Genomic DNA, 15,814 nt, shown 5'->3' with positions numbered 1-15,814 from the left:
GCATACCGGTGCACACCAGCGCTACGCGCCGCCGATTAGTGCCCTCAACGCCGCGCAGTGCTGCTCGTACGCTCTCTGCCCAGCCGGAGCTATCCGATAGGTGGTACTACCCCCACGGCCACGACCGGTTTTCGTCGAGCTGACGTAGCCAGCCGCTTCCAGTGTGGACATCTGCTTTGACAGATCTGACTCGCTGATCTGCAGGTGGTCCCTCAGAAACCGAAACGAGACCGAGGAGGCGTTGGCCAGGACGGCCATGGCCGCCAGGCGCTTGGGCACGTGGATGATCGGGTCCAGTCCATCGATCATCGAAGGCGTGCCCGGGTCGTGGCGGCAGCCACGGCGTAACGCCGCTCGTAGACCGCCAGGCCAACCGTCACGAGGACGAACGCCATCCCGGCGGCAGCCGGTACGCCGACCAGCCACCAGATGAGCCCGACGATGAGAATGACCACGGCCAGGCCAGCCAGGTATCCGCGCCACACTCCGGCGATCTCGACGGGCGGCGTTCCCTTGCCCGGCATCGGGAGCGCGCCGTGCCGACGCTGCATCCATACAACGAACAGGGCCTCGACGGCGATCAGGACGGCGAGCGACGCCATGAACAGGGCCGCGTTCTCGCGCCACCAGGTGAACGTGCCGATCATGGCAGCGGCCCAGGCGCCGACGGAAGGCGCGTACCACCACGGGGTGGGCGGATAGGTGACGTAGGGCGCGGCGGCACCGCGCTCGGCCGCTTTGAGCTGTTCCTCCAGATCAGTACTTTCCACGTCGGAAAGCTTAATGAACACTTTCCACATGTGCAAGTGATAGGCCCACCGCTGGCCGGTGCGGACGCCCGAGCCATCAGCCCCAGAAGATGCCGGTGGGGTCACGGCCGATCTCGTCGAGCAGGATGCTGACGTCGACGGACGGCCGGGCAGGGTCGTAGCGGTGAAACCGCACATCCCGGTCCGGGTAGTGCGGGGCCCAAGTGCCGGTGGTCTTCGTCTATCGCAGCCGTGCGATGGGGAAACTCGTCCACTCCGGGCCAGTGTTGGCACCAGACGGCGGCCGCCGCTCGACGATCGTGAGATGCCGGGGAGCGCCCTCGCATTCCACCCGCACCTGGTCTCGTGCCGCTTCCGGCACGCGCTCGTCGCACCAGCTCCGCACCTGCTCGACGTCCAGCTCGGGAAGCCCCATCGTCTTTACTCTCCCCGTCAGCATCGCACCAGCTCAGGCGATCGCGCCCGCCCGACGGGTCGCGAGGATGGCCAAGGTTTCGCGGCGTACCGCGTCGGCCTCGTGAACCAGCCGGCGGTGGGCGAAGCGGACCACCAGGATCCCGATGGTCGCCAACAGCGCGTCGCGGCGCAGGTCAATCTCCCGCTGGCGTGGGTCGCCGTGCGTGGCGGCGCCGTCGAGCTCGATGTTGACCTGCTCACACTCGGCGAGCATGTCGAGGTACATGGTGCGCCGCCCAACGCGTATCGGGACCTGCCGGCGGAACGCCGGCATCCCCGGGCCGGTGAAGACGTGCTCGTGCCCCCAGATCTCCAGCGGGCTGCGGCAGCCGTCGGCGAGCCTGGTCAGCAGCGTTCGGAGCGCCGCCCGGCCGATCAACTTCGGCACATTTGCCAGGGCGATGGCTAGTCGCTCGGGCGTGGTCAGCCGATCGTTGACCGCTCGGATCACCGGCGCCCGCCGCTCGGTTGGCGGCAACGTCGGCCACGAGTCGACGAGGGCCTGCTCAACGCGGGTCACCGTCAGCCCCCGCCGGACCACCACGTGTGGCGGTTCGAGGATGAGGCCCTGGCGTCGGTGCACCACCACACCGGGTCGGGTGCGCAGGCCGGAGCCCGCCGGTGCACTCAGATGCACCAGCTCGCCGACCGCCTGCTGGCGCAGCCCCCATGCGCTGAGCGCACTGAGGTGACTGAGTGCGCCGCAACCCTCAGCCCAGGCGAGAGCCGCACGCTGACCCAGAACAGGTCGAGTCGACTCAGGGCAGGGGTGCCGGGCCGAGCAGCAACCAGGTGCGCCGCTACGAATACCTCGGGCAGCACCCGCACCAGATCGCCGCTACGGCAAGCCTGCTGCAACGCCCACCGCGGCACCACCTGCCTGGCAGTCTCACGGGTCACCAGCCCCGCGCCAAGCGCTACCAACTCCCGCAGCACCGGATTCACGCCACCGACCGTGTCGCCCCACCCCAATCCCCCGCAACCCCCTACACCTCGCCCCTGTGCACACCCACCAACCTGTGGACAGCGCCCACCGCCGCTCGATTTCTGCTAGCCGGACCGATCGGTGGCAGGTCAGCAGGGCAGGCGTCGGCGTGTCGAGTTGCTCAGCTGCCAACGATCACGAAAGCAACTCAGCTCGGGACGTCGCGGTGGCGGAAGGCCGCGACGCCGACGGCTAGCAGCGCCGCCGCCACGCCAGCCAGCACCACCAGCGGCAGCACCGCCAGGTCGACCGCGGGCACGGACGGCACATGGGTGTACGGCGAGAGGTTGAGCGCGGCCTGCGGCAGCTCCAGCACCGCGCCGAGTTGCCCGAGGAGCAGGAAGACCAGCAGCGCCGTCCAGGAGAGCACCACCGACCGGCGGGGCAGCAGTCCGAAGAGCGCGGTCACCACCCCGGCCACCACGAGCAGGGCCGGCAGCCGCAGCAGTGCGGCCCCTCCCAACTCGATGGCCGCGCCGAGCGGGTCGCCGGTGACCAGGCCGTAGCCGAGCCCGGTGGTCAGGCCGGCGAGCAGCAGCAGGGCGACCGCGCCGAGCGCCGCGGCGAGCACCTGGGTGCCGAGCCATCGGGTACGGCTCACCGCGGTGGCGAGGGCGGCCTCCAGCACCCCGTCGGCTTCGTCGCCGCGTACCCGCAGCATGGCCTGCACCACGTACGCCCCGATCGTCAACGCGAACAGCCCGAGCATCGCGGCCAGATACGCGTCGACCAGGTCGGTGCCACCGCCCATCGCGTTGATCGCCTCGGCGGCGGCCGGGTTCTGGTCGATCATCGCGTTGAACTCGTCGGCGGCGACGCCCATCGAGAGGCCGAGCACGGCCACCCCGACCGCCCAGCCGAGCAGCGTGCCGCGCTGCATCCGCCAGGCCAGCCCGGCAGGGCTGAGCAGCCGCGCCGCAGCGGTCGCTGGCCCGCGCCGAGGGGCGACCAGCCCGGCGCCCTGGTCCCGTCGCTCCGCGAGGGCGTACGCCAGCGCCACCCCGGCGAGCAGCAGTACGACGGGCAGGGCGAGCACCCACCAGCGTTCTCCGGCGAAGGCCCGCACCTGGTTGCCCCAGCCGAGCGGCGAGAGCCAGGACGGCCAGGCACTCTCCACCCGGGTGCCGTCGGCGCTGGAGTCGCCGAGCACGTCGCCGGCGGCACGCAGCACGAAGGAGAGCCCGACGACGGCAGCGGCGAGCGCGTTGGCGCCCCGGGAGGTGACCGAGAGTTGCGCGGTGACCGCGGCGACGCCGGTGAAGGCCACCCCGACACCTCCGACCGCGCCGGCCGCCGCGACGGAGCCGGCCAGCGGCAGGCCGGCGCCGGCCAGAGCGAGCGTGAGCAGGGCCGCGGCCAGCACGTTCGCCGCGACGACGACCAGCAGCGCGGCGGTGAGCGGCGCGTACCGGCCGACCACGGAAGCGCCGAGCAACTCCGCCCGGCCGGTCTCCTCGTTCTGCCGGGTGTGCCGGGCCACCGTGAAGGTGCTCAGCAGGGCGACGATCAGGGCCAACGTCACGTACGTCTCCGCGACCACCACGGCGCCGAGGTCGGCGCTGGCGATGGGGCCGTTGAAGGCTCGGGCGACCAGGCTGGACGCCGAGGTGGCGGCGTAGCCGTGGCGGGCCGCCTCGTCCGGGTAGACGCCGGCGACGCTGCCGGCGAGGGCGTAGCCGAGCAGGGGCGTGCCGAGGACCCAGAGCGCGAGGCGGATCCGGTCGCGGCGCAGCACGAGACGGGCCAGCCGGCGGGTGCCGGTGAGGGCGGTCATCGGGCACCGGCCTGCGGGGCTTCGGCCGGTTGGTGATCGTCGGCGGCGGGTTGCTCCTCGCCGTAATGGCGCAGGAACAGCTGCTCCAGGGTGGGTGGGGTGCTGGTCAGCGCGCGGACGCCGAAGCGGATGAGCTGGCCGAGCAACTCGTCGAAGTGCGCCGGGTCGACCTCCAGGTGGGTACGCCCGTCGACCTCGTGCACGCCGTGCACGCCGGGCAGCGCGTCCAGGCCGGTCACCGGCCGGGCCGTCTCGACGATCACCGTGGTGCGGGTGAGGTGGCGCAGCTCGGCAAGGCTGCCGGACTCGACGGTACGACCCTCGCGGATGATGCTGACCCGGTCGCAGAGCGCCTCGACCTCGGCGAGCACGTGGCTGGAGAGCAGCACGGTGGCGCCGGCCTGCTTGATCCGCCGGATCTCGTCCTGGAACACCGCCTCCATCAGGGGGTCGAGGCCGGAGGTCGGCTCGTCGAGCACGTACAGCTCCACGTTGGAGGAGAAGGCGGCGACGATGGCGACCTTCTGCCGATTGCCCTTGGAGTACGTGCGGCACGCGCGGGTCGGGTCCAGGTCGAAGCGCTGCAGCAACTCGTCACGGCGACGCCGGTCGAGGCCGCCGCGCAGGTCACCCAGGAGATCGATCGCCTCCCCGCCGGAGAGGTTCGGCCAGAGGCTGACGTCGCCCGGCACGTACGCCAGGCGGCGATGCAGGCGCACCGCGTCGCGCCACGGGTCGGCGCCGAGTACCCGCGCGTCGCCGGAGTCGCGGCGGAGCAGCCCGAGCAGGATCCGGATGGTGGTGGACTTCCCGGCTCCGTTGGGCCCGAGGAAGCCGTGCACCTCCCCCGGTTCGACCCGCAGGTCGAGCCCGTCGAGTGCCCGGATGCCGCCGAACGTCTTGACCAGGTTGCCGATCGAAATGACGGGCATCGCCCCTCCTGCCATCGGATGCGTCGACCGTCCTCACTGTACTGACCGTCGGTCAGTCGAATCAACGGTGAGGTCTGCCACCGGTCAGGGCCGGCTAGGCTGGCGGGCATGACCGCCGATCCCGCGGACGACACCCGCACCCGGATCCTGCGCGCCGCGCTCGACCTCTTCGCGGAGCACGGCTACCAGCGCACCTCACTGCGCCAGATCGGCGAGCGGCTGCGGCTGACCAAGGCCGCAATCCTGTACCACTTCCCGGCCAAGGAGCACCTGCTCGCCGCACTGGTCGAGCCGCTGGTGGCCGACCTGGAGGCGCTGCTCGACGTCGCGCAGGGGCAGCCGACCGAGCAGGCCCGGTGGACGGTGCTGGAGGGCTGGGTGGACACCATGCTCGCCCACCGCCGGCCGCTCGGCATGCTCTTCCACGACATCGCGCTGGTCGGCCGGGGAGACACGTACCACCGCCTGATGGGGATCGCGATGCGGGCCAACGACCTCATCGCCGGGCCGGACGCTGGACGCCGCGAACGGGTCCGGGCGGTGCAGGCGGTCGCCGCGTGCAGCGACCCGATCGTCTTCTTCACCGACGTGCCGGACGAGGTGCTGCGCGCCGACATGCTCGACGGCGTACGCCGCCTGCTGGCCATGCCGCCCGCACCCCCGGACGCCGCACCCCTGGTAGCGGCAGCCCCGGCCATCGCAGCACCGGGCGCCGGGGCGACTCCCCGCCGACGGCAACCGGGGCGGCCGCGGGCACTGGGCCGGGAGCAGGTCGAGGCTGCTCGGCGGATGCACGCGGCGGGCACCCACTCGGTGAACGCCATCGCCACCACTCTGGGTGTCTCGCGGGCCACCGTCTACCGACACCTGGACGACAGTAATGAGACGGTTTAGCGACTGTTTCGAGACGGTTGTGAACCGCCTCCCGATCGGTCAGGCCGCCAGGGTGGCGTAGCGGCCGTTGTGGTGCAGCAGGCTGTCGTGGGTGCCGGCCTCGACGATCCGGCCGTGGTCGAGCACCGCGATCTGGTCGGCGTCGCGGACGGTGGAGAGCCGGTGCGCGATGGTGATCGTGGTACGCCCCTCGGCGAGCACGTCGAACGCCCGCTGCACGGCCCGTTCGGTCTCGGTGTCCAGCGCGCTGGTGGCCTCGTCGAGGACCAGGATGCGCGGGTCGCGCAGCAGCGTGCGGGCGATGGCCAGCCGCTGCTTCTCGCCACCGGAGAACCGGTGGCCGCGCGAGCCGACCACGGTGTCGTACCCGTCGGGGAGGCCGGCGATCAGGTCGTGGATCTGTGCGGCGCGGGCGGCGTCCTCGATCTCCGCGTCGGTGGCGTCCGGCCGGGCGTAGCGCAGGTTCTCCCGAACGGTGGTGTGCAGCAGGTAGGTCTCCTGGCTGACCACGCCGACGATCGCGGCCAGGTCGGCCAGTCGCAGGTCCCGCAGGTCGACGCCGTCGACGGTGACCCGGCCGGCGGTCGGGTCGTGCAGCCGGCTGACCAGCCCGGCGAGGGTGCTCTTGCCGGAGCCGGTCTCGCCGACCAGGGCGAGGCTGGTGCCGGCGGGCACGTCCAGGGTGATCCCGGCGAGCGCGGCGGTGTCGCTGCCCGGGTAGCCGAAGGTGACGTCCTCCAGGCGCAGGTGCCCCCGTACCCGGGTGGGGTCGAGGCGGACCGGCTCGGTGGGGTCGGCCACGTCGACCGGCAGGTCCAGGTATTCGAAGATCCGGGCGAACAGCGCCAGCGAGGCGGTCAGTGAGACGCCCACGTTGAGCAGCCCCATCAGCGGCCGGAACAGGCCGCCCTGCAGGGCGGTGAAGGCGACCAGGGTGCCGATGCTCAGCGTGCCGGCGGTGCCGGGCAGGCCAGCGGCGAGGTAGATTACCGCCGGTACGGCAGCGAAGATGATGCTCATCGAGGCCATCCGCCAGCGGCCGGCCAGCTCGCTGCGCAGCTCCAGGTCGACCAGCCGGGCCGACGAGGCCGTGAAGCGGTCGATCAACGCGGGCCCGGTGCCGAGGGTCTTGGCCAGTTGCACGCCGCTGATCGACAGCCCCTCCTCGACGGTGACGTTGAGGTCGGCGAGTTCGCGCTGGCGCTGGGCGGTGATCTCCCGGCGCATCCGGGCGACCCGGCGGGTCAGCCAGATCGCCGGCGGCAGCACCACCAGCGAGACCAGGGAGAGCTGCCAGGAGAGTGCGACCATCGCGACCGCGGTGGCGATCACGGTGGTGAGGTTGGACGCGACGGCGGTGGCGGTGGAGGTGACCACCGACTGCATGCCGCCGATGTCGTTGGTGATCCGGGACTGCACCTCGCCGGTGCGGGTCCGGGTGAAGAAGCCCAGCGACTGCCGCTGGAGGTGGCTGAAGACGTCGGTGCGCAGCCGGTGCATGACCTGTTGCCCGACCTGGGTGGAGATCCAGGTCTGGACGACGCCGAGGGCGGCGGTCACGGCGGCCACCGCGACCATGCCGAGGACCAGCCAGACCAGCAGGGTCACGTCGCCCTGCGGCAGCGCCCGGTCGATGACGGCACGCAGCAGGAACGGGGTGGCCATCGCGATGATCGAGGAGGCCACGATGATCGCGGTGACGGTGGCCAACGCGGGCCGGTGGGCGGTGAACAGCCGGCCGATGCGACGCAGGGACACCTGGCGGGCCTGCGCCTTCTCGTCGGCACTGACGGTGCGGTGGCCGCGGTCGCGGCCGGTGGGGGTGGGTTCCAAGGGGGAACTGCCTCTCGTCGGGGACATTGCTGAGGTTACCTCATCATGAGGGAACAACCGCATCCCCTGTTACCGTATTCCCCGTGACGGAGCGCACGGCGGACGGCGACGACGAGAGCCTGGCGGAGACCTTCTGGGCGGTGGCCGGGCGGCTGCGCCGACAGGCGCGGGAGTCGTTGGCGCCGTGGGACGTCACACCCAGCCAGTCCCGGGCGCTCGGGGTGCTGGCCCGGCACGGTGAGCTGCGCCCCGGCGGCATCGCCGAGCACCTGCGCATCGCGCCCCGCTCGGCCACCGAGGTCATCGACGACCTCCAGGCCCGTGGGCTCGTCGAACGCCGACCCGACCCGGCCGACCGGCGGGCGACCCTGGTCGCGCTCACCGACGAGGGCAACCGGGTCAGCGCCGCCATCCGGGCCGCGCGCCGGGCCGAGGCGGATCGCTTCTTCGGCCACCTGGACGACGCCGACCGCGCCCAGTTCGCCCGCATCCTGCGTACCCTGCTCGGCTGAGCACGGCAGGCGCCTCGGCGGTGACGGGGTTTGCCCACCCCGCGCCCGGGTAGCCAGCGGCCCCGTCCGGTCGACGGGACCGGCCCCGACCGGCCGGGCGACGCGACAGGAGGATGGCCGTGCCGCTGGTGTCCCACCTGACCCATCGCCCCGCCTGATGTGCGGGATCAGCGGGGAGGCACGGTTCGACGGTCGGCAGCCCGACGCCGCGGCGGTCACCCGGATGACCGAGGCGATGCGTTCGCGCGGCCCGGACGGCGAGGGGCTGTTCACCGACGGCTGGGTGACCCTGGGGCATCGCCGGCTGACCATCATCGACCTGTCCGACGCGGGCGGACAGCCGATGGTCCGCGACGACCTGGGATTGGCGCTGGTCTTCAACGGCTGCATCTACAACTACCCGGAGCTGCGCGAGGAGCTGCGGAACGCCGGGTACGCGTTCCACTCCACCAGCGACACCGAGGTGATCCTGGTGGCGTACGCGCACTGGGGTGAACGCTTCGTCGACCACCTGGTCGGCATGTTCGCGATCGGGCTGGTCGACCGTGCCCGGCAGCGGCTGGTGCTGGCCCGCGACCGGCTCGGCATCAAACCGCTGTACCTCGCCGAGACCCCCGGCCGGCTCCGGTTCGCCTCCACCCTGCCCGCGCTGCTGCGCGCCGGCGACGTGGACACCAGCGTCGACCCGGTGGCGCTGCACCACTACCTGTCGTGGCACTCCATCGTGCCCGGGCCGCGGACCGTGCTGCGCGGCGTCCGCAAGCTACCACCGGCCACCCTGCGGGTCATCGAGGCGGACGGGCGCAGCCGGGAGGAGGTGTACTGGCGTCCGGACTACGTCCGGGAACCGGCCGACGCCGGGATGGACGCCGCCGACTGGCGGGCCGCCATCGGAGACGCGCTGCGCACGGCGGTACGCCGGCGGCTGGTCGCCGACGTGCCGGTCGGGGTGCTGCTCTCCGGAGGGCTGGACTCCAGCCTCATCGTGGCGCTGCTCGCCGAGGCCGGCCAGCAGCACCTGCGGACGTTCAGCATCGGCTTCGACAGCCGCGGCGACGAGTCCGGCGACGAGTTCTACTACTCCGACCTGGTGGCCCGCGCGTACGACACCGACCACCACCGGATCCGGCTGGCCGACGACGACCTGGCGCCCGCCCTGCGACGCGCCGTCCTGGCGATGGCCGAGCCGATGGGCAGCCACGACGTGGTCGCCTTCCACCTGCTGTCCGAGCAGGTGGCCCGGCACGTGAAGGTGGCACAGTCCGGGCAGGGCGCCGACGAGGTGTTCGCCGGCTACGGCTACCACCGGCCGCTCGTCGAGGCGCCCCGGCACGGCGCAGCCGAGACGTTCGCCGCCGCGTTCTTCGACCGCGACCACGACGAGCTGCGCCAGATCGTCGGCCCGGCGTACGCGCTGGACCACGACGCCAGCCGCGACCTGCTCGCCGGGCACCTCGCCGCGCCCGGGGCACAGAGCGCGCTGGACGCGGTGCTGCGCCTGGACACCCACCTGATGCTGCCCGACGACCCGGTCAAGCGGGTGGACAACATGAGCATGGCGTGGGGCCTTGAGGTGCGGACGCCGTTCCTCGACCAGGACCTGGTCACCCTGGCCGCGCACTGCCCGCCCGAGCACAAGGTGGCCCAGGGCGGCAAGGGCGTGCTGAAGGAGGTCGCCCGGGAGGTACTGCCGGCCGAGGTGATCGACCGGCCCAAGGGCTACTTTCCGGTGCCGGCGCTGCGCAACGTGGACGGGCCGGTGCGCGAGCTGGTGGCCGAGGCATTGCAGGCGCCGGCCGCGCGCGAGCGGGGCCTGTTCCGGTCGGAGTACGTGGCCCGCCTGCTCGCCGAGCCGGACCGGGCCGAGGCGGCGGCCGGCAGCAACAAGCTGTGGCAGCTCGGCCTCCTGGAACTATGGCTCCAGTCGCACGACATCCGCTGAGCCGGGGGTCGGGTCAGCCGGCGGCGGTGCGGACGGCCAGGTCGTCGATGACCGCCCGCAGGTCTCCGGTGCGCTCCAGCACCCGCCGCTGCCGGGTCGCGCCGGTGCCCTCGCGGCGCAGCCGGGCCAGCTGCCCCAGCACATAGCCCAGATCCCCGTGCCGCAGCAGGGCCGGGGCGATCATCGTCATCAGCTCGTCGACCAACACCCAGGCCGGCCTGGTCCCACCGGCGCGCAGGTCGATCAGCTCGCCGTCGAGGCCGTCGTGGGCGGCCCGCCAGTGCGCCGCGGCGACCAGGCAGTCGCGGGTACGGGGGGCGGGCACACCGCCGCGTACGTCGTCGGCGAGGGCGGCGACCAGTGCCCGGACCAGCGCGGCGACCAGCACGGCGTCGTCCACTTCCGGGCAGACGTCGCCCACCCGCACCTCCACTGTCGGGTACGCCGACGACGGCCGGGCGTACCAGTAGACCATCGCGGCGTCGAGCATGATGCCGGCGGCGATCAGCTCGTCGACGGTCCGGTCGTAGTCGGCGAGGGAGTCGAAGTACGGCGTCGGGCCGATGCTGGGCCAGCGCTCCAGTTGCATCGACCGCCAGCTGGCGTGGCCGGTGTCGTGCCCGTCGTGCAGCGGCGAGTTGGTGGTGATCGCCTGCACCACCGGCAGCCACACCCGCAGTTGGTTGCAGACCTGCACGGCCAGTTCGCGATCGGACAGCCCGACGTGCACGTGGCAGCCGCAGACGGCCGGGTCGTGCGCCACCGGCCCGTACCGCCGCGACATCGCGTGGTAGCGCGGTTTGTCGGGCACCGTCCGGTGCGGCTCGGCCACCGGGGTGGCCCCGACCGCCACCAGCCGGGCACCCGCCGCCGCGGCCGCCTCGACGGCCGATCGACGCAGTGCCACCAGGTGCGCGCGCAGATCGGTGAGGTCGGCACAGACCGGGGTGACCATCTCGACCATGCTGTGCCGGAACTCCTGCCGGCTCTGCTCCCGGGCCGAGCCGCGCAGCGCGGCCAGCACCTGGTCGGCCACCGGCAGGTTCCGCCCGCTGTCCGGGTCGAGCAGCAGGAACTCCTCCTCCACGCCGAGCGTGAGGGCGCTCAGGTCGGGCACGGTTGCGGCGGCCGCCGGACGGTACGTCATGGCGCCCTCCATCTGCTCCTGCGGCCGCGGCTCGACGCCCCGGCCGGCGGGTGCCTCGGTTTCCCGGCCCGCCCCGCCGGCAAACGCACGGTCAGCCCGGTGACACGGCCGCTGCACGCCCGGCGAGGAAGGCCCGCTCGGCCGCGTTGTCCGTCAGCGCGGCGGCCGTCCGGTACTCGGCGGCGGCCTCCCCGCCCCGGTCGAGCCGGGCGAGCAGGTCCGCACGGACCGCGTACCGCACGTGGTAGCCGTCCAGGTCGAGGCGGTCCACCTCGGCCAGCGCCACCGCCGGTCCGGCCACCTCGGCGAGCGCGACCGCCCGGTTCAGCGCCACCACCGGGCCGGGAGCGACCGCCGACAACTGGTCGTACAACTGGAGGATCTGGCCCCAGTCGGTGTCGGCGGCGCGCGAAGCGGCACTGTGCACGGCGGCGATCGCGGCCTGGATCTGGTACGGCCCCGGCCGGTCGCGGCGCAGACAGCGGCGGACCAGCGCCTGCCCCTCGGCGACCAGCGCGGCGTCCCAGCGGCCCCGATCCTGTCGGGGCAGTGGCACCAGCTCGCCGTCGGCGGTGGTCCGCGCGTCCCGGCGGGATTCGGTGAGCAGCATCAGCGCGAGCAGGCCGAGGGCCTCCGGCTCGTCCGGCATCAGCTCGGCCAGCAGCCGGGCCAACCGGATCGCTTCGGTGCACAGCTCCGCGCGGACCAGTCGCCGCCCGGCGCTGGCCGTGTACCCCTCGTTGAAGATCAGGTACAGCACCGCGAGCACGGCGTGCAGCCGGTCGGGCAGGTCGGCGTCGCGTGGCACCCGGTACGGGATCCGGGCGTTGCGGATCTTCGACTTGGCCCGGACCAGCCGCTGCGCCATGGTCGGCTCGGGCACCAGGAATGCGCGGGCGATCTCGGCGGTGCTCAGGCCACCGAGCAGGCGCAGGGTGAGCGCGACCCGGGAGGCCGGTGCGAGTGCCGGGTGGCAGCAGGTGAAGATCAGACGTAGCCGGTCATCGCGCACCGGTCCCTCCTCGGCGGGTACGTCGGCCGCGTACAACAGGGCCGCCTGGGCGTGCCGGTCGGCCCGGGACGCCTCCCGGCGCAGCCGGTCGATGGCCTGGTTCCGAGCGGTGGTGATGATCCAGCCGGCGGGGCTGGGCGGTGGACCGGTCTGCGACCACCGCCGTACCGCGATGGTGAAGGCCTCCTGGACGGCCTCCTCGGCGAGGTCGATGTCGCCGAGGAGGCGGACCAGGACGGCGACCGCGCGGCCGTACTCCGCGCGGAACACCGCCTCCACGTTCTGCACGGTCAGTCCCCGGCTCCACCCTGGAACGGGCGTACCTCGATCGGCAGCGTGGTGGCCAGCGCGTAGCGGCGGCCCCAGTCCAGGGCGGCGTCCAGGTCGGGCACGTCGATGATGGTGATGCCGCCCAGGTGCTCCTTGCCCTCGACGAACGGCCCGTCGGTGACCAGCACCTCGCCGTCGCGGGGGCGCAGCACGGTGGCGGTCTCCGGGCCGTGCAGGCCCTGCCCGAAGACCCACGACCCGGCCCCCACCAACTCGTCGTGCAGCTCGCCGAGCTGACGCATCACCCCGGCCAGGAACTCCGGGTCCGGCGGCAGCTCACCCTGGGGCTGGTGGATGCTGAGCAGGTACAGCGTCATCGTTCCTCCTTGCGGGGGCGGCCGGCCCGTCGCCGACCCCTCATCCTCCACACGAACGGCCCTCGCCCGGATCGACATACCGCTGGAAAAGATTCGGCCGGATTCCCGCCGGCGCGACGGCGCGGTGTCGGCGGGGGTGCGGCGCGACCGGGCCGGCCCGGTCTCGGCGGGACCGGGCCGGCTCGGCCCACGGTGCGACCCGCACGGCCCGGTCGACGGCGCGACCGGGCCGGTCGGTGCCCCGGTCAGGGGTAGGTGGTCAGGTACACCTGCTGGTTGGCCGCGTTGGCGGTGCCGCCGGTGTTGTTGATCACCCGGTTGATGGTGCCGACGCCACCGAGCGAGACGGTGACCATGTTGGTGAACCGCACGTTCGGGTTGGTGGGCGCCTCGATGGCCCGGTCGGCGATGACCGCCGGGTTCACGTTGAAGTAGCAGTAGCTGCCCATCCCCCACGCCTGGTGGCTGGTGACGGAGTCGGCCACCTTGTACGCGGCGTACCCCCGGGTCGCGCCGTTCATCCAGGCGCCCTGGTTGGGCGGGTCGTACGGCATCTCGTTCTGGTAGAAGTACGTCCGCCCGCCGTTGCCGTTCCAGACCGTCTGGTACTTCTGGTAGTGCTCGACGAAGAGGCCGTACATGGTGACGTTGTCGCCGTTGACGGTGAGCCCGGTGTCGGCGGTGTTCAACGTCCACCCGGTGGGTACGCCGCTGGCCGCGTGGTCGGCCCGCCACAGCCACATGTGGTCACCGATCACGTTGTCACTGTTGACGGTCAGCGTGTTGGTGGCCCTGCCGACGTGCGGTCCACCGATCCGGAAGAACACGTCGTGCAACGAGGTCGGGTTCGCGGCGTGGCTCGCCGCCGAGCCCGTCGGCCCGACCTCCATCAGCACCGGCGAGTTCGTCGTGCCGGCCTCGAACATGATGCCGGCCACCTTCACACCGTCCACGTCGGCCACCCGCATCCCGACGCTGCCGTTGTCGGCCTGGATGGTGGCCAGGCCGAGGCCGAGGATCACCGTGTCGGCCCGGTTGACCTGGATCGGCTCGGTGACGTGGTGCACGCCCGGGGTGAAGAGCAGGTGCTTGCCCTGGGCCAGGCCGCGTTGATGGTGGCCGCGCTGGTGCCGGGCTGGACGATGAAGAACTGCGACAGCGAGATGGACGAGCCGGCCGGGGTCTTGCCGTACCAGCTGGTGCCGGTGGAGTTGTTCCGCAGTGCCGGCACGAAGACCCGGTACTCGCCGGTGCCGTCGACGTACAGGAACGGCTTCTCCCGTACCTGCGGGGTCTGCGGGATGACGGTGTGCGACGGGTTGGGGAAGCTCGGCGGTGGTGCGCCGGTGACGCCCTGGAAGACCATGTTCCACACCGAGCCGGTCCAGCCGTTGCCGAACTCGCTGTTGCGCGAGTACCACTGCTGCTGCGAGCCGGAGACGACCAGGCCGTCGACGCGGGTGTCGGCCATCAGGCCGCCACTGGACCAGCCGTCGCCGCCGTTCCAGAGCTGGATCTGGTTCTGCGCGCCGCGCAGGTGCATCCGCCGGTACGGCGCGGCCTGGGACACCGCCCAGCGCTCGACACTCACCCCGGCCGGCAGGGTGACCGAGAGGTTCTCCGCCGCGCGCCAGAAGTTCTGGGTGGCGTTGCCGCCGAACCAGGCCGCCTCCACCCGGACGTGCCCGTTGAGGTTGACGTCGTCCGGGCTCATGCCGAGGCCGGCGACCTGGGTGAAGAAGCCGAGGTTGACGTCGGCGGTGTAGGTGCCGGGCTTGAAGAGCACCGCGTAGCGCTGCGGGCCGAACTGGTTGGTCTCCTGCTGGGTGAAGAGCGTGTTCAGTCGACTCTGGATGGTGGCGGTCGGGGTGCTCGGGTCGAAGACGAAGGTGTTCGGACCAAGGTTCGGGTTGCGCGGGTCGGTCGGGTCGACCGGCGGCTCGCTGGTCCCACCGGTCGTGTTCACCGCCAGCTCCCACAGCGAGTAGCCGTAGGTGGTGCCCCGCGCGGTGCCGTACATCCGCAGGTAGCGACCGCTGCCGGTGACGGCGAGGGTCTGCGTGCCGCCGGCGCCGGTGGTGGTCGAGTAGATGGTGGTCCAGGTGTTGCCGTCAGCCGAGGTCTGGAGCTGGAAGGCCCGGGCGTACGCGGCCTCCCAGGTGAGCACCACCCGGCAGATCGACTGCGTGCTGCCGAGGTCGACGCGCAGCCACTGGGGATCGCTGGCGGCGCTGGCCCAACGGGTGCCGGCGTTGCCGTCGACCGCGGCGGACGCGGGGGTGCCGGCGTTCTCGGTGGAGGAGGCGGTAACCGGGCGCCCCTGCGCGGCATTGGTGCTGCCACAGGTGGGCGTGCCGCCGCCGGTCTCGCCGTAGACCTGGAACTCCCAGAGCGAGTAGCCGTAGCCGGTGCCCCGGGCGGTGCCGTACATCCGCACGTACCGGCCGGCGCCGGTGACGGCGAGGGTCTGCGTGCCGCCGGCGCCGGTGGTGGTCGAGTAGATGGTGGTCCAGGTGGCCCCGTCGTCGGAGGTCTGGAGCTGGAAGGCGCGGGCGTAGGCACCCTCCCACTGCAGGGTCACCTGGCTGAGGGTGGCCCGGGCACCCAGGTCGACCTGGAGCCACTGGGGGTCGCTGAACGCGCTGGCCCAGCGGGTGCCGGTGTTGCCGTCGAAGGCGGCGGCGGCCGGGGTGCCGGCGTTCTCGGTGGACGAGGCGGTGGCCGGGCGGCCCTGCGACAGCAGGGTGGGGGCGGCCTGCGCCGGTGTCGGGACGCCGGCCGGGGTGAGCGCCGCGACCAGGGCCACGGTGAGCCCGAGGAGCAGGTGTCGGACGGCACGCCGGGGACGCGGGCGTGCGGATGTAGCGCGAGATGTCATGACATCGCCTGTCGATAGGGGGTTACGGACGA

14 protein-coding genes and 1 pseudogene are annotated in these 15,814 nt (G+C 72.5%); 3 read left to right on the top strand and 12 right to left on the bottom strand.

The annotated features are described in order from the left end of the window. Positions 1 to 21 precede the first annotated feature (21 nt). The 6 genes and pseudogenes from OG470_RS25730 to OG470_RS25705 all read right to left on the bottom strand — a co-directional run bounded on the left by OG470_RS25730 (position 22) and on the right by OG470_RS25705 (position 4,917). Positions 22 to 258: a transcriptional regulator gene (locus OG470_RS25730; protein ID WP_328426600.1), complete on the bottom strand. Its 237-nt coding sequence runs from the start codon at positions 256 to 258 to the stop codon at positions 22 to 24. A 47-nt stretch (positions 259 to 305) separates the two neighbouring features. After that, complete coding sequence (locus OG470_RS25725; RefSeq protein WP_328416217.1) at positions 306 to 800, bottom strand: hypothetical protein; 495 nt, start codon at positions 798 to 800, stop codon at positions 306 to 308. Positions 801 to 846: 46 nt separating this feature from the next. Continuing rightward, positions 847 to 1,185 (bottom strand): annotated as a pseudogene (locus OG470_RS37380) (DUF3024 domain-containing protein). A 33-nt stretch (positions 1,186 to 1,218) separates the two neighbouring features. Next, positions 1,219 to 1,863 carry a DUF559 domain-containing protein gene (locus tag OG470_RS25715; protein WP_328416215.1) on the bottom strand — a complete coding sequence of 215 codons (645 nt, stop codon included), beginning with the start codon at positions 1,861 to 1,863 and terminating at the stop codon, positions 1,219 to 1,221. A 496-nt stretch (positions 1,864 to 2,359) separates the two neighbouring features. Beyond that, entirely contained in the window at positions 2,360 to 3,985 is a 1,626-nt protein-coding gene (locus OG470_RS25710) for an ABC transporter permease (protein WP_328416213.1), read from the bottom strand. Continuing rightward, entirely contained in the window at positions 3,982 to 4,917 is a 936-nt protein-coding gene (locus OG470_RS25705; protein ID WP_328416211.1) for an ABC transporter ATP-binding protein, read from the bottom strand. The genes OG470_RS25710 and OG470_RS25705 overlap by 4 nt, the downstream gene beginning before the upstream one ends. A 108-nt stretch (positions 4,918 to 5,025) precedes the next feature. Between OG470_RS25705 and OG470_RS25700 the strand changes: the two genes are divergently transcribed. Continuing rightward, on the top strand, positions 5,026 to 5,811 hold the full coding sequence (locus tag OG470_RS25700) for a TetR family transcriptional regulator (protein ID WP_328416210.1): 786 nt from the start codon (positions 5,026 to 5,028) through the stop codon (positions 5,809 to 5,811). 39 nt (positions 5,812 to 5,850) lie between these two features. Here the strand turns inward: OG470_RS25700 and OG470_RS25695 are convergent, their stop codons facing one another. Continuing rightward, positions 5,851 to 7,671: an ABC transporter ATP-binding protein gene (locus OG470_RS25695; RefSeq protein WP_442930979.1), complete on the bottom strand. Its 1,821-nt coding sequence runs from the start codon at positions 7,669 to 7,671 to the stop codon at positions 5,851 to 5,853. Between the two features lie 56 nt (positions 7,672 to 7,727). Between OG470_RS25695 and OG470_RS25690 the strand changes: the two genes are divergently transcribed. Beyond that, positions 7,728 to 8,156, top strand: coding sequence for a MarR family winged helix-turn-helix transcriptional regulator (locus tag OG470_RS25690; RefSeq protein ID WP_328416208.1), 429 nt, complete (start codon positions 7,728 to 7,730; stop codon positions 8,154 to 8,156). A 157-nt stretch (positions 8,157 to 8,313) separates the two neighbouring features. Beyond that, positions 8,314 to 10,098, top strand: a complete 1,785-nt coding sequence (locus OG470_RS25685; RefSeq protein WP_328416206.1) for an N-acetylglutaminylglutamine amidotransferase — start codon at positions 8,314 to 8,316, stop codon at positions 10,096 to 10,098. A gap of 13 nt (positions 10,099 to 10,111) precedes the next feature. Here the strand turns inward: OG470_RS25685 and OG470_RS25680 are convergent, their stop codons facing one another. From OG470_RS25680 to OG470_RS25660, 5 genes are all read right to left on the bottom strand, one after another. Then, on the bottom strand, positions 10,112 to 11,245 hold the full coding sequence (locus OG470_RS25680; protein ID WP_328416204.1) for a carboxylate-amine ligase: 1,134 nt from the start codon (positions 11,243 to 11,245) through the stop codon (positions 10,112 to 10,114). 91 nt (positions 11,246 to 11,336) lie between these two features. Further along, positions 11,337 to 12,545, bottom strand: coding sequence for an RNA polymerase sigma factor (locus OG470_RS25675; protein ID WP_328416202.1), 1,209 nt, complete (start codon positions 12,543 to 12,545; stop codon positions 11,337 to 11,339). Between the two features lie 2 nt (positions 12,546 to 12,547). Next, a complete protein-coding gene (locus OG470_RS25670; RefSeq protein ID WP_328416200.1) occupies positions 12,548 to 12,904 on the bottom strand; it encodes a YciI family protein in 357 nt (118 codons plus the stop codon). Between the two features lie 245 nt (positions 12,905 to 13,149). Further along, positions 13,150 to 13,971 carry a hypothetical protein gene (locus OG470_RS25665; protein WP_328416198.1) on the bottom strand — a complete coding sequence of 274 codons (822 nt, stop codon included), beginning with the start codon at positions 13,969 to 13,971 and terminating at the stop codon, positions 13,150 to 13,152. Continuing rightward, positions 13,923 to 15,782 carry a discoidin domain-containing protein gene (locus OG470_RS25660; RefSeq protein ID WP_328416197.1) on the bottom strand — a complete coding sequence of 620 codons (1,860 nt, stop codon included), beginning with the start codon at positions 15,780 to 15,782 and terminating at the stop codon, positions 13,923 to 13,925. Before OG470_RS25660 ends, OG470_RS25665 begins: the two co-directional genes overlap by 49 nt. Positions 15,783 to 15,814 lie beyond the last annotated feature (32 nt).

Origin of the sequence: Micromonospora sp. NBC_00389, from assembly GCF_036059255.1 — a bacterium.
Lineage (GTDB): Bacteria > Actinomycetota > Actinomycetes > Mycobacteriales > Micromonosporaceae > Micromonospora.
Note: the sequence above shows the minus strand (reverse complement) of the source record. Positions and strands in the feature narration are given on the sequence as shown.

Excerpts from the sequence above, each read along its gene's own strand:
- OG470_RS25730 (WP_328426600.1), bottom strand. The coding sequence starts at position 258 with ATGGCCGTCCTGGCCAACGCCTCCTCGGTCTCGTTTCGGTTTCTGAGG.
- OG470_RS25725 (WP_328416217.1), bottom strand. The coding sequence starts at position 800 with ATGTGGAAAGTGTTCATTAAGCTTTCCGACGTGGAAAGTACTGATCTG.
- OG470_RS25710 (WP_328416213.1), bottom strand. The coding sequence starts at position 3,985 with ATGACCGCCCTCACCGGCACCCGCCGGCTGGCCCGTCTCGTGCTGCGC.
- OG470_RS25705 (WP_328416211.1), bottom strand. The coding sequence starts at position 4,917 with ATGCCCGTCATTTCGATCGGCAACCTGGTCAAGACGTTCGGCGGCATC.
- OG470_RS25700 (WP_328416210.1), top strand. The coding sequence starts at position 5,026 with ATGACCGCCGATCCCGCGGACGACACCCGCACCCGGATCCTGCGCGCC.
- OG470_RS25695 (WP_442930979.1), bottom strand. The coding sequence starts at position 7,671 with ATGTCCCCGACGAGAGGCAGTTCCCCCTTGGAACCCACCCCCACCGGC.
- OG470_RS25685 (WP_328416206.1), top strand. The coding sequence starts at position 8,314 with ATGTGCGGGATCAGCGGGGAGGCACGGTTCGACGGTCGGCAGCCCGAC.
- OG470_RS25680 (WP_328416204.1), bottom strand. The coding sequence starts at position 11,245 with ATGACGTACCGTCCGGCGGCCGCCGCAACCGTGCCCGACCTGAGCGCC.
- OG470_RS25670 (WP_328416200.1), bottom strand. The coding sequence starts at position 12,904 with ATGACGCTGTACCTGCTCAGCATCCACCAGCCCCAGGGTGAGCTGCCG.
- OG470_RS25660 (WP_328416197.1), bottom strand. The coding sequence starts at position 15,782 with ATGACATCTCGCGCTACATCCGCACGCCCGCGTCCCCGGCGTGCCGTC.